Consider the following 20,050-nt stretch of genomic DNA (forward strand, 5'->3'; position numbering starts at 1 on the left):
TCATTAGATCACCTTATAAATAAAAATCTTATTTAGGAGTATTGCTTGGGTAAAGCTTCTGAATTTTATTTTTCTGAATTTCTATTTTTCGTTGTTCATATTTTTTTGCCATTATTTTTCTGATAAATAATTGTGGGATAAGCCAGACTAATGCAATAGCTATAGCCATGAAAGCAGGATTTCTCCAGGTTAATCTAATAATCTCTTGTATAAATTCTTGATTGAAAATTTCCATACATTAAATTTAGATGATAAAATTATCTATGCTGTCTTTATGAATTTTTTTATATATCACAAATTATTATAACCTTAATAAATCTTATAAGGAATTTTATAAATTTTTTCTTTTTCTAGTTTGTTTTTTTTATATTTGGATTTAGATTAACTTTTTATTTTAAAGATGCCGACTTATTTAATTACAGGATCAAATAGGGGTATTGGATTAGAATTATGTAGGCAAATTCATAAAAGGGGAGATAATGTAATTGCATCGTGCAGGAAAGCTTCAAAAGAACTTAGAGATTTAGGAGTGAGAGTTGAAGAGAATGTAGAAATTTCTTCTGATGAGTCCATAACAAATTTGTGTAAAAAATTATCTGGAGTTAATTTAGATTGCTTAATTCATAATGCAGGAATTTATGAATTTAATTCCTTCGAAAACTTAGATAAGAAAAGTATTTTGCGTCAATTTGAAGTCAATGCATTGAGCCCAATATGTATGACTCAAGCACTTAGACATCTTTTAAAAAGATCTTCTAAAGTTGCTTTTATCACAAGTAGAATGGGGTCTATTGAAGATAATACATCAGGAAGTTCTTATGGTTACAGGATGTCTAAGGTAGCCTTGTCTATGGCAGCAAAATCACTTTCCATAGATTTATCAAGAGAAGATATTTATGTAGCTATTTTGCATCCTGGGTTAGTAAGTACAAGAATGACTGGATTTACAAGAAATGGAATTAGTCCTGAAGAATCAGCAAATGGCCTTTTAAAACGTATTGATTCTTTAAATAAAAATAACTCGGGGATGTTTTGGCATGCCAACGGAGAAATTTTGCCCTGGTAATATCTTTATCTTTGTATTGATGAGATTTTTATCTTAGATTTGTTAAAAAACTTTTAAATTTTTAACGTATTTCTTTCCTTGTTTAATTCTTTTAGTTATCTTTAAAAAAACATTAGTAAAGGAGGTGATTCATTGTCGTATCTACCGAAAAATGCGGTTATCAAAGGGACCGTGAATTCAGTATCTTCATCACATTCATCGGTCTCTTTTTCTTTAATTAAGAAAAAAGGTTTCATCATTAATAGATTTATATAAATCAATCACTTAATAATCAAAAGCTCTGCATCTCAAGTAGTTGCAGAGCTTTTTTTTATGAATTTAAATAGTCTTTCAAAATTTACTCTATCTTTTTTGGCCAAAGTAAATTAAGGCTAAAAAAGATAAAGTGCTTACCAAAGCGATTAAGTACCACCCAGTTGAGGAGTTGCTAGTTATTTCTGTCATTTAGTTTGATTTATCGGAGGAATTGATTATTTGAGTGAAAATCACAATTGATATCATTAAAAAAACTAAAAGTATATAAGTTACGTTCATTTACAGAAAAATGCTAATTATTAAAAAGATTATTCCTAGAACTACCATAACAATTGCTCCATCAACTAATAAGTCTTTCCATGTATAGCTTTTAAGCATTCTTTTTTTATCTTCTTCACTCATAAGGTTTTTTAACCACGTCCAATCTAAAAGCTGAGTCAATGCAACACCAAAAATTAAATGACCAATCAAAATACCAATCAGATCAATCCTAGAAATATCTTTAGTAAGACTCGTAATAAAAAAATCCACTAGCTTTTGTCTTTATTGGATAAGGCACCACCTTCTTCTTTGTATTTTTCCCAAGCTTCGCTTAATTTTGCTTTAGAGAAATTTTGTTTCCCTTCAGAGAATTTATTTTTGAAATTATTAAAACTATTAGTCAGCTCCTTTTTTGTGGGTTCATCAAGAAAGTTTGATGTTAATTTCCATAAGTACCAGCTACTAGCTATAAGAAGAATTAATCCCAGTAATTGCATATTGGTTTTTTACCATGCTACAACTTTTTTAATGGTTTCGATAAATTTATTTATTTAATACCCGCAGAATTTTTTTGACATAATAAAAAATTAAAACTTTAACCAGTGGAAAAATATTCTATCCAGCAACCATATAGTTAAACCTCCTTCCAGGAAAGCCAACCAGTACATCCCATAATCAGAAAATCCCATTTGTTCTTTTACTGTTTTAATTAATTTTTTGTGAGCTTGAATGAGATCTTTCATGAACAATCAAATTTTTTAAAGCTGCTGATTTTCTTTTATTAAGAATCCCTTGCCATAACAAGATAAACAGGTTTTAGTTTCATCTAATGAAATTCTTAGAAAACCTGCTCCATTACATCTAAAGCAATTTACTTTAGATGTTGAGTAAAGTTTTGACTTGATTTTAGCAGCACGGTTTAAATAAGAAACAGTTTCTTTACGACCGTTTGCTTTAACAGCTTTATTTAAAAGCTTTTTATAATTGACTCTTAGTTCTTGGGTATTCATCTTTTGATAGAAACAAGGGTTCGAATACAGGGAAAATTATTGTTTATATAATTAAAAAAAAAACTAGGAATTTTCCGTTTATATTTCTGTTCTGATCTCTTATTGAGATTTGATTAATATAACTAGGATTTGCTTTATATGTTTAGTATCTGGAGTATTAACTTATATATTTAATAGAAATTTTATATTTGAAAATTAAAAATATTTTGTTTGATCATTAGAGAAATCAATTTTTGTCCTAGAAAAGAATTTCTGAAAATTTATTTTTGAAAAAAAATATTTTAAGCTCTATTGAATATCATCCAGCCTTTTTGAGGTTCTTTACTAAAAAATCATTTTCATTAGTAAGAACTTTGAGCTTAGATTTTTCCAACACTTTTTTGATTTCGGGATTCAAATCCTTTTTTGTCACATTTAGATCCATAAGATTTATTCTGAAAATTAGTTAAAAGACAGTTGAGATCATAGTGATCCCAAAAAAAAAATGTGGATAGTTTTTTCTTAAAATAAGATAATATTTTATTTTGCACATAGAAATTCAAATTTAATCAACATATTGTGGAAAACCCTGTTGAAAAACGCTTAAAAAGTGGATAACTCTTCGGGAGCATTATCAAAACAAGCTTTTTTGGGAAAATTTTAAGTATTAATACTTCATCAAAAAAAAATTAATTGTAGATTAAAAAGTATCATAATCTCTTGTTATAACTGTGGGATCACTACTTTTTAAAAAAAGATAAAAAATCTATTCCAAGACCACATGTTGATAAAGAATTTTAAAAAAAATTTTTCATGATGTATCAATTTGAAAATTAAAGTGAAGAAAAATCAATCTAAACTTGAAATTTTTAATTTTTGTCTTAGGAGGTAAAAAATATTTAATTCGGTTTTCTCTATGAAAATATTTCTCAAAACTAAAATTAATCAAATAAATTTGGTTAAGTTAAAAATTTAAAATGTCAGAAGAAAAAAAGGATTCAAAAAAGTGTTCTGGAAAGAAAAACATAATGTTTGCTTATGGTTTTATACAACTTGGTTCTAGTTTCGTATCTGCAATTGCTTTAGCTGCAATCGCTTTTGGATTCTGTTCAGTAAAAAAAGAATCTAAGCTTTTCAATAAATGTGTTGCTGAAATTATTGAAGATGGCGGTACTAATTCAGAGGCGGTAAGGTACTGCAATGGAGGCAATTAAAAGTCTCTCGCAGAAAAATTAAATGGATTCGACAAGTGATTTGATTATTGACTCTTTGAAAGAGGAGCCAATTGGTGAGACTAATTATTTTATTTGGTTCATAACAGATATTGGTATTGTTGCTCTATTTAAAAAAAATGAGAACTTTGAAACTTACAGTTCGAATGTCGAAATTGAGGCAAATAAAATTGCTTTGGATATAACTAAAGAAGAAAAAGAGTACCTCAAAATAAAAGAGAGACAGCTTTTCTTGTTTTATTCATAATCTAGGATTTTATTCTTGATTTAGTAAGATGGCTCAAGGTTTAAGGCCGGCTCCATAATATTGTTTTCGCTAATTGATTCGTAGGTTAGCTCTTTATTTAGGGCATTTATATAAGATGTATAAAGTTTTCCCCAAACAAATTCAAATTCATCTTTACTTAAATTCTTGAAAAGAATTTCTCCTTTGAAGTAAATGTGATAAGAATCATTCATCATGGAAAATTAATCTTTTCCTTTTTAACGCAGTGAAATATGTATGTAGTATTAGGTGCTACTAAAAAGAGATTTATATTTAGAAGTTAGAGATACTTTTAGACTATCCGTGTATTCATTTTTTGTTTTTTGAATAATCCGACTGTCTCATCAAGATCCATACACGGCTGAATACTTATATCCATTAACCTTCTCCAGGGATGCCATTGCTTCCATATTGTCTCAAGAGAATCTGCACTCACTACAGAATGTCCAATCCCATTTTGAACCATAAAAATCCAAGAATGAACCTCATAGTTTTCAGGTCTGTTTTGGGGACCACCTGATTCGTACCAATTAATTAGCATTTCTGCCCCTTCTTCTTGATCCTCGCCATCTGTAAATTCGTAGGAAATCAAATACCTTTGCATATAGATTATTATTAAAATCTCTAAACTATTTTAACTCTAGATTTAGATATTGCCTCTCAATTTAATTAATGCTATGAAGTTTATAGAAGTGATTGTTTTAAATGACCGAAAGATTTGGGAAAATTAAAAAGAATATTTTGACTAATTTATCTTTTATAAATAAGACAATCTTGAAGTATTTTCAAAACCATGATCTGTTCGTATAGCTCCAGTTATCAGATAAAATTTGATACTTTTTAAAACTCCTTAAATTAGTTACCATATTTGTACTGTATAGATACCAATGATAAATAAAAAGGATCAAAGTGATCCAATTGATAATTTAGAGTATGAAAAAGTTCTAGAAGAAGAAATAATTAATTCGTACGAAAGTAAATTTCTGAAAGATACTCAACCAAACAAAAAAAAGACTAGATTTTACAGACTTAAAAGAACTCCATTAGAAATACTAAATAGGACATTCTTTTTTTTCTTTATTGGAAGTTTTCTTTTCTCTTTGTTTTTAGCTTATTCAGAAAGTAAGTTATGGTTCATACTTTATGTAATAAGTGCATTGTCATGTGTTTTCTATACTCCTAATAGAAAAGCACTGAAAGAATTAATAGCAGCTTGGCCAAATATAGAGGATCTCATTAAAGGAAGGAGTTTGTGGAGAAAAGGCAAGTAAATAGATTATGAAACCGTTAAATGCATTTAAAAAGTGGTTATTAAATATTCTTGTACCATACATTGAAGGCACCAACAAGAAAAAAGAGGATAAAAAATGAGTTTAATAAAGGTTGGAATTATTGTTGAAATTTTTTTGTTTGTTGGAGTTTTTTTTTGGGTTAGGAAACTAAATAGAAAACAATCCAGGCAACCATCTCTATCAAAAAAAACAATAAAAAATCTCAAATTTTAGAATTTTGATCAAAAAATAAAGAATCTTTATAAAGAGATTAAATGTATGGGGCATTTATTTACTTTTTTTCTCTCACTTTGTGTATGAAATCGGTTAGAACATCAATATCTTTCTTAAAAATATGGTTTCCTCCATTCAAGGTCTTGCTCCAATAACTAATCCATTAAATAGTGTCTTAGTAGAAAAGAAACTAATAAATGTTGATCAAAAGTTTATTCAACTTGTTTCTCTGGCAGAAGGTTTACCTCGTACAGAAGTTATTGAAAGTGGTAGAAATTATTGGAGGGGTGTTTGTAGAAGCTTAATTTTTAGATTTCCAGATGACCTCGAAATTTTAAAGCTTGATGTGAGAAGTTATGTAGATAGATCTAAAGGAATTATTCAGATAAGATCTGCAGCAAGATTAGGGCAATCAGATTTAGGTGTGAATCTAAGAAGAGTGGAATACTTGTTTAATCAATTAGAGAAATTTTAATTAATCTATTTTTTATAAATTTAAGGTTCTTTTTACCAAATAGTTGTGCTTTAATTCATAAGAATATTTGAATTGCCATGGTGAAGATAATTTTAGTTGGAATTATTGTCGCGCTTGTATATTCTCAACCTGACCTCCGTCTTACAGTGGCTGATTGGTTAAAAGCAGCTTCTGATTTTCTTATTGAATCAGTACAAGTAAAACCATAAATTAATTTTTAATCAAGCATTAAATAAGACCTGAGACAGTAATCATTTGTTTAATGCATACAGCTACGAAAATAAATATTATTATCCTGCTTAATATGTATTTCACTTAATCAAATAAATAGTTTTAGGAACATAATAGAAAATTTTTTTGAAATTTTTGAATAGTTAACGATAATAAGGGATATGAAGCTTAGATTATTTGAGTTCTATTTTATTAAAGACTATTTAAGGCCTTGGTTTGGTCTTATTTATTCTTTATTCTTTCTGTTTTTTTTAGGTGCAATTGGCTATCGAATAACAGAAGGATGGGAATGGAGTGATTGCTTATGGATGGTTCTGATCACAATAACCACTATTGGTTTTGGAGAAGTTCAACCTTTAAGTCCTGAAGGCAGGATCGTAACTGTTTTAGTAATCGTTGGCGGATTGATCTTTATTCAATTTACCTTTCAAAAAGCTGTTAGATTATTCGAATCCGGCTATTTTCAAAGAGTAAACGAATTACGTTTTAAAAGACTTCTTAGAAAAATGGAAAATCATGTAATTTTGTGCGGATATGGGAGGGTTGGTCAGGAAATATCTAACCAAATAAAAACGCAAAATATTCCAATTATTGTTGTTGAGAGTGATGAAGATAGAAAAAAGATTGCTGAAGAAAATGGTTTAGAAGTGCTTTGTGCTGATGCGACTCTTGATGAGACTTTAAAACTGGCAGGGTTAGAAAAATGTAAGAGTTTGGTTGTTACTTTGCCTAATGACGCTGCAAATTTATATGTGGTTTTAAGTGCTAAGGGGATAAGAAGTTCTATAAGAGTAATAGCAAGAGCGGGAACTGAAGAAGCCGCAAGTAAGTTGAGATTAGCCGGGGCAAGTATAGTTGTAAGCCCTTATATAGCTGCAGGAAGAGCGATGGCATCTATGGCTTTAAGACCAATAGCCATTGATTTTCTAGATCTTTTAGCAGGAAGTGAATGTGAAATTGAAGAATTTGAATTAAGTAATGATATTAGCCTTTTTGAAACTGCGGAGAAAAGATCACTTTCTGAACTTGGAATAGGCAAAAAGAGTGGTGCAAAAATATTAGCCATTAAAGAAAATGAAAAGTTGTTCACTAATCCTGGAGGTAATTTCATACTTCAACCAGGTCAGGTATTAATAGCCTTTGGTAGTAAAGAACAGCTAAATATTTTGAACGGATTATTAGGAAATCTTGTCGTAGCAGTAGAGCTATTAAAGTAGATAGATCAAGATTCAGAATTAATTGCTAAATTGATTGTGGTTGGAATAAATCAAATGAAAATATTTAAATTTCTGTTTGTAATTCCTGTAATAACTTTAATAATTATTTTTCAAACCTCTTTGCATAATAGATATCTTATGGCTTCGGATATTAGAGATGGAGAAAAAATTTTTAGAAATGTTTGTGCAGGCTGCCATGTAAGAGGTGGATCAGTCGTTCTCAAAGGATCTAAATCATTAAAACTTTCCGACCTTGAAAAAAGAGGAATAGCAAATGTAAATTCAATAACAATAATTGCTAATGATGGGATTGGTTTTATGAAAGGTTATAAAAATAAATTGAAGGATGGAGAGGATAAGGTTCTTGCACAATGGATTATTCAAAATGCAGAAAAGGGTTGGGAGTAAATGAAAAGCTTATTTTTTGCATCGTTTTTATTTTTATTAGCTGAATATTCTTTTGCTGAGGAATTAATTAATTACACAATTACATCTGATTCTCAAGTAAATACATTAGAAGGTGATTTAGAAGCTATTGGAAATGTAGTTATTAAAAGCAATAGTGGTAATTTTGAGGCTTATTCTGACAAGCTTTCTTTTGACAAGGATGATAAATCTCTAAAACTTATTGGTAATGTATATGTTAAAAATTTAGAGTCTGAGGGAATTGCAATTGAAGAAACATCTGGAGATGAATTGACAATATTTACTGATAAAGGACTTTTTGAATTCAAATCTCAAAATAAAAACAGAGTAACAACAAAAATTAAATTCTAAATAAAGAGTTGATATTTAATTTCTAGCTGATCTCTTAATGCAGAGATATACATAATTATTATTTATATCAAAATAATTTGATTAATATATCTTGAAATTTTTAAATTAACTTTTGGCTGTAATTTATATTTAACATTATTATTACTCATTAAAAGTGGGCATTTTCAAAAAAGTCCTTATTTTATCTTCTGCTATCTCATTAGTTCTCTCTCAAGAAGCGATTGCTTCAAAAAGATTGAGCGGAGCAGGTGCTACATTTCCCTCGAAAATTTATACTAGGTGGTTTTTTGACTTAGCCAAATCTGGTGGACCAAGGGTTAATTACCAAGCAGTTGGTTCGGGCTCTGGAAGAAAAGCTTTTATAGACCAAACTGTAAACTTTGGTGCATCAGATGATCCTATGAAAGATTCTGATATAGAGAAAGTAACTAGAGGACTAGTTCAAATACCTATGGTTGGTGGAACTATTGCTTTTGGTTATAACTATGATTGCGATTTGAAACTTACACAAGAGCAAGCAGTACGAGTTGCAATGGGTATGGTTAAAAACTGGAAAGAATTAGGTTGTAAATCAGGAAAGTTAACTTGGACACATCGTTCTGATGGTTCAGGAACTACTAAGGCTTTCACAAATTCTATGGAAGCATTTTCACCAACATGGACTTTAGGAACTGGTAAATCAGTTAAGTGGCCAGCAGGCGTTGGAGCAAAAGGTAATGCCGGTGTTGCAGGTGTAATTCAAAACACTCCAGGCGCAATTGGTTATGTAAATCAGTCATATATTAAAGGTAATGTTAAGGCTGCTGCGATTCAAAATCTTTCAGGTGAGTTTCTAAAACCATCTGCAGAGGCAGGAGCTAAGGCTCTTAATGGTATTACTTTAGATGAAAATCTTGCGGGTAAAAATCCTAATCCAACAGCAAAAGGCGCGTACCCTATCGCTTCATTGACATGGATACTTGCTTACGAAAAAGGTAATGGTAGAAACACTAAGGCAATAAAACAAGCCTTTAATACATTATTAAGTGATGAGTATCAAGATAAGGCTTCATCCCTTGGATTTATTCCCTTAAAAGGGAATATCCTTTTAAAATCAAGAGCTGCCGTTGAAAAAATAGGTAGTTAAATTTTTTAATAGATGTCAAATTATCATGACTTTCATATACCTTTAAGTCCTCTTAAAGTCTTTTACAGCATTTAGTAGTAGATTTATAGAGATATTCTTTTTTTAATGGAAGAGAAATTAACTCTTTTCAAGAATCGTAAAAGATTCGGTATCGAAAAAAATATAGATATTATCTTCAAGAATACTGCCCTAGTCTTGTCTAGTTTCGTAGCAATAATACTTTTAGGAATTATTTTAGTAGTCTTTTTTCAGTCATTTGAATCCTTTTCAAGGTATGGGTTGAAGTTTTTAGTAACCTCTGAATGGAATCCTGTAAAAGATGAATACGGAGCTTTTACTGCAATATATGGCACATTAGTAACTTCATTTCTTTCGTTATTAATAACTATCCCTTTGGGCGTTGGAACTGCAATATTTATTACCGAGGACTTTGTGCCTAAAGTTGTTAGAGAAATAATAGGCTCCTTTGTTGAATTATTAGCGGCTATTCCATCAGTTGTATTGGGACTTTGGGCAATATTTGTAATGGAACCTTTTTTTAGAGCCTTTTTTGTCTTTTTACACAATTTCTTTGGTTGGATACCTTTATTCAGTTCAGAACCTACAGGCAGGAATTCTTTGTTAGCAATATTGATTTTAGTAGTAATGCTTTTGCCAATAGTGACCTCCATTGCAAGGGATTCACTTAATCAGGTTCCTAAAAAGCTAAGAAATGCAGCATATGGAATTGGAGCAAGTAGATGGAAAACAATATTTTCAGTAATCTTGCCAGCAGCGTTATCAGGAATTATGGCAGGTGTTCTATTGGCTTTAGGCAGGGCAATGGGAGAAACAATGGCTGTCACCATGATTATTGGTAATTCAAATGCATTTAGTTGGTCGCTATTATCTCCTGGATATACTATCTCCTCCATGCTTGCAAACCAGTTTGGTGAAGCTGATGGAAGTCAGGTTTCATCACTCTTTTATGCAGCTTTTGTATTGATGATCCTATCTTTAGTGGTCAATATCTTTGCTCAATGCCTAGTTAAGAAATTTAGTCTCAAATATTAGATAATTATGAATTCACTTTATTACCAGAAAAGATTATCAAGAAATATAGGAGATAAATTCTTTACTTCTTTATCAGTAATTTCTGCTCTGATAGCAATACTGCCTTTGATTTTTCTAGTCACTTACATTCTTATCAAAGGTGGATCTCAAATTACAGCCGAACTATTTACTTTAGAACCAAATCCTCCTGGAGATGATTTAGATGCAGGTGGTATTAATCCTGCATTGATCGGGACATTAATAATTACTACCATTGCTTCAATTATTGCCATACCAGTAGGTGTTGGCGGTGGAATATATCTTGCAGAATATTCTAAAGGTGGTGCTTTTTCAAGGTTTATTAGATTCGGGGTAAATGTTTTAGCGGGAGTCCCCTCAATAATTGCCGGTGTATTTATTTATGCCTTAATTGTTTCAACAAAAATCTTGTTTGGAAGTATGTACAGTGGCTTGGCCGGAGGCATGGCACTTTCAATATTGATGTTGCCTACTGTGATTAAGACCACTGACGAAGGTTTAAAGTTGGTTCCTAATGAATTGAGATATGCTTCTCTTGGTGTTGGAGCAAGTATGTATACAACTATATTAAAAGTTACTTTACCCTCTGCCTTTAGGTCTATTGCTACTGGCGTTGTACTTGGAATCGCAAGAGCTGCAGGTGAAACAGCACCTTTGATATTTACTGCTTTATTCTCTTACTACTACATAACTGGTTTTGGAGATTTATTTTACGAGATGGGTTCTTTGGCTGTATTGATATACAACTTTGCTCTTGAACCTTATGATGCTCAAAATAAACTAGCTTGGGCAGCTTCCTTTATTCTTGTTTTGTCGATACTATCAGTAAATATATTTTCAAGGATATTGGCAGCTTTTACTGAGAAAACCAAGAGAGTATAAATGATTAAAACTAATAAAAAAATACCGAAGAATATCATTTTATCTCTAGAGAATGTTTCTATTAGTTATGGAACTTTCGAAGCAGTGAGGAATGTTTTTTGTAATTTTAAAAAAGGAAATATAACTTCTCTTATTGGCCCTTCTGGTTGCGGAAAATCAACGGTTCTTAGATCTTTAAATAGGATGAACGATCTAATTTCTAATTGTTCGTTAAAAGGGACTGTCCTCTTTGATGGAACTAATATTTACGACAAAAGAGTAGATCCAGTTGAAGTGAGAAGAAGAATTGGGATGGTTTTTCAACAACCTAATCCTTTCCCTAAATCCATTTACGAAAATATTGCATTTGGAGCAAGAATTAATGGCTTTTCGGGAGATATGGATGAATTAGTGGAAAGTTCACTTAGAAAGGCTGCTTTATGGGATGAATGTAAGGATAAATTAAATGATAGTGGTTACTCTTTATCTGGAGGACAACAACAAAGACTATGTATAGCAAGAACCATCGCAATTGAACCTGAAATAATTCTCATGGATGAGCCATGCTCAGCTTTGGATCCTATCTCTACGTTGAAAATAGAGGAGACGATGCACGAACTTAAGAAGAATTACACAATAATAATCGTTACTCATAATATGCAACAGGCATTAAGAGTTAGTGATATGACTGCATTTTTTAATGCAATTGAATATGAAGATGGTGATGGTGGAAAGGTTGGTTACCTTGCAGAATTTAATTCGACAAAGAAAATTTTTAACTCTCCAAAAGAAAAAACTACTCAGGAATATATATCAGGTAAATTTGGTTGATGTTAAATTTTAACCTTTAAAAGAAAAATTTTTACCTTTAAGACAGTTAAGGGGTAGACAAACAGTATAAATACCTATATAGTTATTTCGAATTAGTAAGTTTACCTTTGAAAAACTATCCTTTTCTACCTTTTTTGATTTTTGCAGGGGCTCTAATAACCACTGCAACCATTGGCTTGCCAGTATTTACTTCATAATTTAAAAGTATTTCTATTTCAGGTAATCTTATGGTTTCAATAATAAATAAAGAATTAATTGGAAGTCCTCATAAATCTTTAATAAAGGAAAATTTATTTGACTTTATAAAAAAAAGAGAGAATATGAATCTGTGTGGGAGTGAAAAATCTGTATTAAAACCATTTTTAAAGGTGGTTAATTTCTAATTTATTTATCATGGATAAAACTAAAGAACAGTTAGAAAAATTAAGAGAAGTAGCAGAAGCATCTCTTACAAAAACGGATGAACTTCAAAAAGTTCTTGCTCAAATCGAAGCTTTAATGTCTAGGGAAGAATCACAAACATTATCAAAGAAAAAATAATTATTTAAAAAATAATTTTAGGTTTTGTACTTTTAATTACACCTCTACAAATCCATTGTAGTTATTAATTGGTTATGCAGAACCCGTTCCAAAGTTTTCTGTTAGGTCTCGAGGTCTTACCTTCTTTAAGTAAAAGACCTCTTTAATTTGTTTGTTTTTATTATATGTTTATAATCTGCTTATTTAGTTGATTACTTTATAGATTTCTTTCAAGCAGACATTTACATCGAAAGATTCAGTATTTACAACCTCTAATCCTGTTTTTTCTGTAACTTCAACAGTTGCATTGCATTCGTCTTGTTTAAGAGCCATATAACTTGGCTTTATGTCTTCTATATCTAATTCAACACTTGATTCAGTCTCTTCTTTGTATTGCTCCATTACAAGTGTAAGAGCTTCTATCTCGACAGAAAAATTCTCATTTGCTTTTGTCCCAAATGGAATAATAAGAAATGGAAATAAAATAAAGAGTATTAATTTTTTCATTTCTATAAAATGTGTTTATTTTTTTTATAACGTGAATTGTTTCCTAAAGGAAGGGGCATTAGCTGTATAAATTTTTTGTTATCTATATTTACTTGTAAAAATAGATTAATAATCATAAATTAAAAGATAAAAAAACTAAACGAGACTTTTAAGTATAAATTGGTATATCTAAATGAAAAATTAAAGCAACTTCAATAGGATTTTTCATAAGATTTTATTTCGATAATTTCTTCTTCAGAAACAATTGCCCATTTTTTAAATGACTTTTTGCAGGGATATCCTCCTGTTAAGTCTCCAAATGCAGGTAAAAATAAAGTATTTTTATTTTTATCCATTGCAAAACACCTAAAAGATAATTTATCTCCATTGTTTTTTAAATAGATTTTTGGATGATAATGTCCACAAATATTCAAGGTTTTATTGTTTTCTAAATTAACTGGTTCATGGCTAAAAGTAATATTTTTAGTTTTTCTAACATTAAAAATTTTTATATTTTTAATATCACAACCTGCATCATGATTTCCGAGAACGAGTTCAACATTAGTTTTTAGTAGTTCAGGAAGGGCCTCAACTTTTTTTTGAAGAATTTTATCTATTGAATATTTGCTGTGGAATAAATCTCCCAATATTATTAACTTTTCAGGACTATATCTTTTTACTATTTTTTTTATTCTTGCGAAATTTTTTTTATCTGAATTATTAGTAAGAGGTATACCATTTTGCTGAAAATACTCAGCTTTCCCAAGATGAATATCGCATATTAACAACTCTTTTGTTTCCGGTAGAAATAACGCTCTTGAAGGAAGCATTTCTAACAATGTATCTTCCCAATAAAATTTAAGAGAACTTTTTTTCATTTAATCACTATATTTTTTTATAAGTTTTTCTACTCTTTTTTCTATTGGTTCATTGCTTAAAGTATTTTTGAGTCTTTCAACTAATAAAGGGAAAGAAAAAGGAGTTGGAGTTTTTATCTCGTTTAATAGCATTTTAAAATTTTTTAATCTTTCTAATGATCTAGATATTCTTTCATTTTCTAATTGATATTTTTTAACTTCTTGATGCGATTGTCTTATCAAAAGATGGTCTTCTTCATATTTAGTAAAGACATCGTAGAAAAGACTTGAACTTATTTGAAGTTGAGAGGAAGTTTTTGTTTTGGTTGGATTATTTTGATTTACAAGTCCACTTATTTGGGCAATATTTTTGAATCTACGTTTTGTCAATTCTGAAAAATTAATTGCATTTTCCAGATCTTCTTCTAATTTTTTGTTATCCAAAAAGTAATCAGCTTCTTTTTTTATTATGGAAAAATCATAATCTTCTGCGGTAGTTAAGCTGAATCCAAAATCATTAGCAGTAATACTAAATGTAGATTGTTTTAATTTTGCCAATCTTAAAGCCCATAGAAACGCAATTCCTTCATTTACAAATTTGCCATCAAGTGTAAAAACAAAAAGATTTGATAAATCCTTAGTTTTATATATTTCTATAAGGAATTCATCTTTCTTTGGAATATTTGAAAGAACCTTTTGTTTCTTTAATATTGGGCGTAATGAATTTAGTTCAGGATTTAAGTAATCATAATTTTCTAATTCATTGCATAAATCTATTTCTTTTCTCAAACTTTCACAAAGTAGATCAGAAATTGCCATTTGACCTCCAACCCATGCAGGAATTAGTGAACTCTTTTTTGTTGATTTTTTTACGTATAAAATCATATCTCTGATTCTTACAAATTGAAGCATTTTACCGGCAAAGTAAAAGGTATCTCCAGGATTTAATTTTGAAGCAAAGTTCTCCTCTAAATTTCCTAAGGATTTACCTTTGATATATTTAACATTCACAAATTTGTCACTTGTAATTGTCCCAATATTGAACTTATGCATTCTTATTAAAGTTTTGTCTTTTACAAAATATTTAAAGTTTTCATTATTATTTTGTGATTCTTCTTTAACTATCTTTTTATATTTTGGGTATGCTTTAAGACATCTTCCTCCATATTCTAAAAAGTTAAGACACCAATCCCAATCTTGATCTTTTAAGTTTCTATAACTCCAGCAATTTTTAATTCTTTCTTTCTCAATTTTCGGATCAAAGCCATTTCCGCATGCCAAACTTATTAGATGTTGTAGAAGCACATCATAAGATAATTCAGGAAGTCTAATTTCCTCAGATATACCACTTTTTATTATTCTTCTCATGGCACTAATCTCTAATAACTCCAGAGAATTAGTAGGCATAAAAATTATTTTTGATTTTCCGCCTGGTCTATGAGCACTTCTACCCGCTCTTTGGATAAGCCTGGCTAAATTCTTTGCACTACCAATTTGAACTATTTGATCTACAGGTTGGAAGTCAACCCCTAAATCTAATGAGCTGGTGCAGACTACCCATTTTATTAATCCTTCTTTAACTCCTTCTTCAACTCTTTTTCTATCTTCTTTATCTAGGGATCCATGATGAAGTGCGATTTTGTCATCCATCTCTGGGAGAAAAAATTTAAGACACTGATACCATCTTTCAGATTGATTTCTTGTATTGGTGAATAATAAAGTGCTTTTATTTATATCTAGGATTTTTAAAAGTGAAGAATGACTTCTAATCCCAAGATGCCCACTCCATGGAAAGGTCGTTTGCTCATCAGGTAAAACACTTATAATTTCGATCTCTTTTTGAATATTTGTACTTATTATTTTGGGCCTAATAGCTTTCATACCAACTATTGCTCTTGCCGCTTCTTCAATATTTCCTATAGTTGCAGACATTGCCCAAATTTTTAAATTTTTTATATTTCCTCTGAGCCAACTTAAAGATAATTCGCACTGGTTACCTCTTTTACTACCCATCAATTCATGCCATTCATCAATAATTATTGATGACAAGTCCTTAAACAGATAATTAGATTTTTTATTAGAAAGTAAAAGTGATAGAGACTCTGGAGTCGTTATAAGAATATTAGGTGGTTTAGCTAATTGTTTTTTCTTTTCATATGAGGTGGTATCCCCATTCCTAATTTCAACAGTGATTTCTTTACTAAAATGTAAAGCTGCTAATTGTATGGAATTTTTTAAATCTCTAGTTAGTGCTTTTAAAGGCGTTATTAATAATATTTGCACACTTTTATTATTTTTGGGATCTTCTATCTGTGATAGAGGCCCCATTAATGCAGCATAAGTTTTGCCGCATCCAGTAGGCACTTGTATTATTCCATTCTGCCCATTAAAAAATGCTTCCCAAGATTCGATCTGGTAGGGTAATGGCTCCCATCCATTTCTGAAGAAAAACTGTTTAATTTTAGAAATTAAATTATTTTGCTTATTATTTTGATTAATATTTTTCATTATATTTTTTTCATCAGTTCATAAGCATTCTCTAGGCTATCTGCATCATTGATTTTTTTATCTTTTCTCCATTTTGTGATTCTTGGAAATCTTACTGCTATGCCTGACTTATGACGTTTTGAAATTTGTATTTTCTCAAAAGATATTTCGAATACCATTTCTGGTTTCAATGATCTAACAGGACCAAATTTTTCTATTGTGTTTTTCCTTATCCATTTATCGAGTTCTTTAATCTCTATATTTGTTAAACCAGAATATGCACTTGCAAATTTAATTAATTCTTGGTCTTTCCATAATGCAAAACTATAATCTGTATACAGACCAGCTCTTCTACCGCTTCCTCCCTTAGCGTAAATTAGAACAGCATCTAATTGCATTGGATCAACTTTATATTTCCACCAAATTCCTTTTTTTCTCCCTGACGCGTATATAGACGTCTTTTTCTTAATTATTAATCCTTCAGTATTATTTTCACGAGACTTTTCTTTATAAGTTAAAGCATTAGACCAATCTTTAGGATAGATTAAATCGCATATTCTGAAAATATCAGAGATATTATTCTCAGTTTTATTTTGCCATTTTGAATAATATTTTTCTAACTCAATTCTTCTATTCTCTAATTTAATTTCTCTTATATCTCTTCCATTAATCTCTAAAATATCATAAGAAATAAAAATTATTGGATATTTTATTTGTATTGATCTAGTAGGCGATTTTCTATTTATTCTTTTTTGAAGTGAAGAAAAATCATACGCAATTTGTTCTTTAAAATTCCAAACTAATAATTCCCCATCAAGAACAAAATCATCTTTTATATGCAACATTTTCTCTACTAATTCTGGGAAAGATTCATTGACTAATTCTTGACCTCTTGTCCATAATGAAACGTTGCCTGATCTTTTAATTAATTGCATCCTTATACCGTCATATTTCCATTCAAATTGAAAATCATTTATTGAATTTTTGAAGATTTTATCTTCAATAGTATTCGCTAGAAGAAATGGAAATGGTTTGGAATTTAACTCTTGAAGATTGATATTCTTATTAATTAAAAATTCATATGAATCAATTGAAGGCCTGAAATTACCCATCAACCTATGAGAAATAATTTCTTCATCAATATTAATTAGTTTTGATATTGATTTTGTAATTAATCCGATAGAGACTCCTACTCTAAAAGTGCCTGTAAGAATTTTATTAAAAATTAAATGGTAATCTTCAGGTAATCTTTCCCAAATATTTTTAATTTGTAAATTTTTCTCATCCTCATTAAGTTTTGATAAATCAGGTATTGTTTTGCTTAGTAATTCATTGAGACTTATATTTGATAATTTTTTATTTTTGGAAGTAGTTTTATTTTTAAGTAATAATGTTATGACCTCAGCAGAATCACCTACTTTTAAATAACAGGTATCAATTAACCATTGAGGATATTGATATATTTGAGAAAAAAGATTTTTCAAATATCTTCCACTAATAAATCTCTTATTACTTTTTCCAGTTAGTAAATATATTGCCCATGAATTATCTATTGGTTCATTTGATAAAAAATATCTTTTTAAAAGTTCAATTTTATTATTTGTACTATTAATTGAATCTAGATCGCCAAATAATTCTGAAAACTTTTTTAAGCTCATATTTATTTACCGAATAAAAGGACATTTATTGATTCCTTTTCAGCTAAATATTTACTTAAGGCTTCACTATCTCCATGATGAAAATATACATTTTTTGCTTCAGACTTTTTTACTACTTCCAGAATTCCGTCCCAATCCGCATGATCAGAGATTGCGAATCCTTTATCATATCCTGATCTTTTTCTTAGAGCTCTTATTGACATCCATCCACTCGCGAAAGCTGTTTGAATATTTTTGAAATTTTTTAGATATGAGCCCTTACTTAAAGATGGCGGTAATAATATTAGACTGCCTTTAAGTTCATCTATCTTTTTTTTATTTTCAATTTTTATAGTATCTTTAATATCAATTCCAAGTTCCCTATAAATATTGTTCATTTTATGGATACTGCCATGGGAATAAATATTTCCTTTAAAATTTGTTTGACTAATTTCGTTTAACAATCTCTGAGCTTTTCCAAGTGTATAGCAGAAAAGTAAAGAAGTTTTTTCTGGCGAATTAGTTATCCATTTTGAAATATCATTTGCTATTTTATTTGATTCATCCCACTTAAATATTGGTAAACCAAAAGTACATTCGCTTATTAAATAATCAGTTTTTACTATTTCATATTGTTTGCAAGTCTCATCTTTTTGAAGCTTAAAGTCACCTGAAATTAGCCATTTTTCTTCAGCAAAAATAAACCTTATTTGACTAGATCCAAGGATGTGACCTGATGGATGAAAAGAAATATTAATGCCATTTATCTTAAATTCTTCCCCATATTCAAAAGTCTTAATTTTGATATTTTCTCCAACTCTTCCTTTAATAAGTATCGCAGTCTCCTTAGTAGAAATGTATTCTTCACAGCCAAATGTAAAGTGATCAAAATGAGCATGAGTAATTAATGCCTTTCTTACTGGCTTACTTGGATCAATCCAAATATCGGCAAGTTCACAATAAAGATTTCCATCTTTATGTCTAATTAAATCTTCTTGTTTAGTTCTCAAAAATACATCTCTTACAATGAAGTTAATTTAGCTAATTATGCCCATGCTTGTTTTGATAAAGCTATTGCTGAAATTGTTAATAAAGTAATAATTACAAATTTGTTGCTCCAATTAATCATGAATGAACTAATTTTGTTAAAAGAAACTCTATTAGATGGCACAATTTTTTTCTGATTTATCATTTGATGATTTTCATGATTTTCTAAATAATTTAAATTTTTAATCTCATTTATTAATTTAGATTCACAATTTGAGAGTTGTTCTACTTGATTTAATAAATCAATATCTTCTGGTCTTAATAGAGAATTTAATTCTTTAATTTGTCTTTCGTTTTTCGCAAGAAATTCATTAACTATCTCATCTGTTCTTGACCCATTCTTTATATTTAAAAGAATATCATCTCTTTCCCAAGACTTTTCAAGAGAATTTAATATTTTGCTTATACTCATTGTAAGTATTTTTACTTATGATAAATTATTATTTTTTCCTTCTGTGGCTTATTCCTTTCAGTAATTAGAAAAAATTATTTTTATTTAAGATTTGCGAATAAGTCTATTTGCAAAATATTTTATCTTTACCTTTTCTGCAATTTTTTTAGAACTGCTTTTGGTTTTAACTTTATTTATATTGATCACTTCATCTGATACATTTTTGCCCTTTTCAAAATAACTTTTGATCTTTTCTAATTCTTTTTCATTCAATCTTTTTGTCGCCCCTTTTGCGTTGATTCCAAGTTTCTTGCAGGCTAATAATATTCTATTGCTTTCGACATTAAGATCTTTTGCAATAGAAAAAATTGGAGTGTTGATAGACATTATTTTCTTTACTATGTAATTTATTATTTATAGTATATTTATAATTAAGAAATTAAATATATTTTTAACTATTATTA

General features: G+C 29.5%; 29 protein-coding genes. 14 read left to right on the forward strand and 15 right to left on the reverse strand.

Annotation, left to right across the window (positions count from 1 at the left end):
- Positions 1-28: 28 nt before the first annotated feature.
- Positions 29-235: a hypothetical protein gene (locus EW14_RS03765; RefSeq protein WP_042850175.1), complete on the reverse strand. Its 207-nt coding sequence runs from the start codon at positions 233-235 to the stop codon at positions 29-31.
- Between the two features lie 165 nt (positions 236-400).
- On the opposite strand from EW14_RS03765, the gene EW14_RS03770 reads away from it, so the two are divergent.
- On the forward strand, positions 401-1,066 hold the full coding sequence (locus EW14_RS03770; RefSeq protein WP_042850176.1) for an SDR family oxidoreductase: 666 nt from the start codon (positions 401-403) through the stop codon (positions 1,064-1,066).
- 101 nt (positions 1,067-1,167) lie between these two features.
- Here the strand turns inward: EW14_RS03770 and EW14_RS10235 are convergent, their stop codons facing one another.
- The 5 genes from EW14_RS10235 to EW14_RS03785 all read right to left on the reverse strand — a co-directional run bounded on the left by EW14_RS10235 (position 1,168) and on the right by EW14_RS03785 (position 2,592).
- Complete coding sequence (locus EW14_RS10235; RefSeq protein ID WP_197049612.1) at positions 1,168-1,305, reverse strand: hypothetical protein; 138 nt, start codon at positions 1,303-1,305, stop codon at positions 1,168-1,170.
- 295 nt (positions 1,306-1,600) lie between these two features.
- Positions 1,601-1,852, reverse strand: a complete 252-nt coding sequence (locus tag EW14_RS03775; RefSeq protein ID WP_042850177.1) for a hypothetical protein — start codon at positions 1,850-1,852, stop codon at positions 1,601-1,603.
- The gene (locus EW14_RS03780) at positions 1,852-2,079 is read right to left on the reverse strand and encodes a hypothetical protein (RefSeq protein ID WP_042850180.1); all 228 of its coding nucleotides are present in this window, start codon (positions 2,077-2,079) and stop codon (positions 1,852-1,854) included. Before EW14_RS03780 ends, EW14_RS03775 begins: the two co-directional genes overlap by 1 nt.
- Positions 2,080-2,169: 90 nt before the next feature.
- Positions 2,170-2,325, reverse strand: coding sequence for a hypothetical protein (locus tag EW14_RS10240; RefSeq protein WP_012007524.1), 156 nt, complete (start codon positions 2,323-2,325; stop codon positions 2,170-2,172).
- Between the two features lie 15 nt (positions 2,326-2,340).
- On the reverse strand, positions 2,341-2,592 hold the full coding sequence (locus tag EW14_RS03785; RefSeq protein WP_042850181.1) for a hypothetical protein: 252 nt from the start codon (positions 2,590-2,592) through the stop codon (positions 2,341-2,343).
- A 956-nt stretch (positions 2,593-3,548) separates the two neighbouring features.
- On the opposite strand from EW14_RS03785, the gene EW14_RS03790 reads away from it, so the two are divergent.
- A complete protein-coding gene (locus tag EW14_RS03790; protein ID WP_032515284.1) occupies positions 3,549-3,785 on the forward strand; it encodes a hypothetical protein in 237 nt (78 codons plus the stop codon).
- Between the two features lie 22 nt (positions 3,786-3,807).
- Positions 3,808-4,050: a hypothetical protein gene (locus EW14_RS03795; protein WP_042850182.1), complete on the forward strand. Its 243-nt coding sequence runs from the start codon at positions 3,808-3,810 to the stop codon at positions 4,048-4,050.
- A 20-nt stretch (positions 4,051-4,070) separates the two neighbouring features.
- Here the strand turns inward: EW14_RS03795 and EW14_RS03800 are convergent, their stop codons facing one another.
- Together EW14_RS03800 and EW14_RS03805 are read right to left on the reverse strand one after the other, a co-directional pair.
- Complete coding sequence (locus EW14_RS03800; RefSeq protein WP_042850183.1) at positions 4,071-4,265, reverse strand: hypothetical protein; 195 nt, start codon at positions 4,263-4,265, stop codon at positions 4,071-4,073.
- A gap of 95 nt (positions 4,266-4,360) precedes the next feature.
- The gene (locus tag EW14_RS03805; protein ID WP_011818215.1) at positions 4,361-4,672 is read right to left on the reverse strand and encodes a DUF3303 domain-containing protein; all 312 of its coding nucleotides are present in this window, start codon (positions 4,670-4,672) and stop codon (positions 4,361-4,363) included.
- Between the two features lie 283 nt (positions 4,673-4,955).
- Between EW14_RS03805 and EW14_RS03810 the strand changes: the two genes are divergently transcribed.
- The 11 genes from EW14_RS03810 to EW14_RS10245 all read left to right on the forward strand — a co-directional run bounded on the left by EW14_RS03810 (position 4,956) and on the right by EW14_RS10245 (position 12,702).
- Positions 4,956-5,339: a hypothetical protein gene (locus EW14_RS03810; protein ID WP_042850184.1), complete on the forward strand. Its 384-nt coding sequence runs from the start codon at positions 4,956-4,958 to the stop codon at positions 5,337-5,339.
- A 355-nt stretch (positions 5,340-5,694) separates the two neighbouring features.
- A complete protein-coding gene (locus EW14_RS03815; RefSeq protein ID WP_025890629.1) occupies positions 5,695-6,048 on the forward strand; it encodes a DUF1499 domain-containing protein in 354 nt (117 codons plus the stop codon).
- Between the two features lie 77 nt (positions 6,049-6,125).
- The gene (locus EW14_RS10600) at positions 6,126-6,257 is read left to right on the forward strand and encodes a hypothetical protein (RefSeq protein ID WP_011818220.1); all 132 of its coding nucleotides are present in this window, start codon (positions 6,126-6,128) and stop codon (positions 6,255-6,257) included.
- Between the two features lie 183 nt (positions 6,258-6,440).
- The gene (locus EW14_RS03820) at positions 6,441-7,496 is read left to right on the forward strand and encodes a TrkA family potassium uptake protein (RefSeq protein WP_011376270.1); all 1,056 of its coding nucleotides are present in this window, start codon (positions 6,441-6,443) and stop codon (positions 7,494-7,496) included.
- Between the two features lie 54 nt (positions 7,497-7,550).
- Positions 7,551-7,904: a c-type cytochrome gene (locus tag EW14_RS03825; RefSeq protein ID WP_042851303.1), complete on the forward strand. Its 354-nt coding sequence runs from the start codon at positions 7,551-7,553 to the stop codon at positions 7,902-7,904.
- Positions 7,905-8,273 (forward strand): hypothetical protein, encoded by a 369-nt coding sequence (locus EW14_RS03830; protein WP_042850185.1) that lies wholly within the window; start codon positions 7,905-7,907, stop codon positions 8,271-8,273. It begins immediately after the preceding gene.
- Between the two features lie 154 nt (positions 8,274-8,427).
- The gene (gene pstS, locus EW14_RS03835) at positions 8,428-9,399 is read left to right on the forward strand and encodes a phosphate ABC transporter substrate-binding protein PstS (protein WP_011862755.1); all 972 of its coding nucleotides are present in this window, start codon (positions 8,428-8,430) and stop codon (positions 9,397-9,399) included.
- 105 nt (positions 9,400-9,504) lie between these two features.
- Positions 9,505-10,452, forward strand: a complete 948-nt coding sequence (pstC, locus tag EW14_RS03840) for a phosphate ABC transporter permease subunit PstC (protein WP_042850186.1) — start codon at positions 9,505-9,507, stop codon at positions 10,450-10,452.
- Between the two features lie 6 nt (positions 10,453-10,458).
- Complete coding sequence (gene pstA / locus EW14_RS03845; RefSeq protein WP_042850187.1) at positions 10,459-11,352, forward strand: phosphate ABC transporter permease PstA; 894 nt, start codon at positions 10,459-10,461, stop codon at positions 11,350-11,352.
- Positions 11,353-12,162 (forward strand): phosphate ABC transporter ATP-binding protein PstB, encoded by an 810-nt coding sequence (pstB, locus tag EW14_RS03850; RefSeq protein WP_042850188.1) that lies wholly within the window; start codon positions 11,353-11,355, stop codon positions 12,160-12,162. It abuts the gene before it with no gap.
- A 393-nt stretch (positions 12,163-12,555) separates the two neighbouring features.
- Positions 12,556-12,702 (forward strand): hypothetical protein, encoded by a 147-nt coding sequence (locus tag EW14_RS10245; protein WP_002808068.1) that lies wholly within the window; start codon positions 12,556-12,558, stop codon positions 12,700-12,702.
- Positions 12,703-12,885: 183 nt separating this feature from the next.
- On the opposite strand, the gene EW14_RS03855 is transcribed toward EW14_RS10245, so the two are convergent.
- From EW14_RS03855 to EW14_RS03885, 7 genes are all read right to left on the reverse strand, one after another.
- Positions 12,886-13,188, reverse strand: a complete 303-nt coding sequence (locus EW14_RS03855; RefSeq protein ID WP_042850189.1) for a hypothetical protein — start codon at positions 13,186-13,188, stop codon at positions 12,886-12,888.
- 191 nt (positions 13,189-13,379) lie between these two features.
- Positions 13,380-14,045 (reverse strand): ligase-associated DNA damage response endonuclease PdeM, encoded by a 666-nt coding sequence (gene pdeM / locus EW14_RS03860; protein WP_042850190.1) that lies wholly within the window; start codon positions 14,043-14,045, stop codon positions 13,380-13,382.
- Entirely contained in the window at positions 14,046-16,532 is a 2,487-nt protein-coding gene (locus tag EW14_RS03865; protein ID WP_042850191.1) for a ligase-associated DNA damage response DEXH box helicase, read from the reverse strand.
- Complete coding sequence (locus EW14_RS03870; protein ID WP_042850192.1) at positions 16,532-18,169, reverse strand: ATP-dependent DNA ligase; 1,638 nt, start codon at positions 18,167-18,169, stop codon at positions 16,532-16,534. The genes EW14_RS03865 and EW14_RS03870 overlap by 1 nt, the downstream gene beginning before the upstream one ends.
- 2 nt (positions 18,170-18,171) lie before the next feature.
- Positions 18,172-19,158: a ligase-associated DNA damage response exonuclease gene (locus tag EW14_RS03875; protein ID WP_042850193.1), complete on the reverse strand. Its 987-nt coding sequence runs from the start codon at positions 19,156-19,158 to the stop codon at positions 18,172-18,174.
- A 35-nt stretch (positions 19,159-19,193) separates the two neighbouring features.
- Positions 19,194-19,607 (reverse strand): competence protein ComC, encoded by a 414-nt coding sequence (locus EW14_RS03880; protein WP_042850194.1) that lies wholly within the window; start codon positions 19,605-19,607, stop codon positions 19,194-19,196.
- Between the two features lie 84 nt (positions 19,608-19,691).
- Positions 19,692-19,973, reverse strand: a complete 282-nt coding sequence (locus EW14_RS03885) for a translation initiation factor IF-2 N-terminal domain-containing protein (protein ID WP_042850195.1) — start codon at positions 19,971-19,973, stop codon at positions 19,692-19,694.
- Positions 19,974-20,050: the final 77 nt, after the last annotated feature.

Origin of the sequence: Prochlorococcus sp. MIT 0604, from assembly GCF_000757845.1 — a bacterium.
In the GTDB taxonomy this organism is placed as follows: domain Bacteria; phylum Cyanobacteriota; class Cyanobacteriia; order PCC-6307; family Cyanobiaceae; genus Prochlorococcus_A.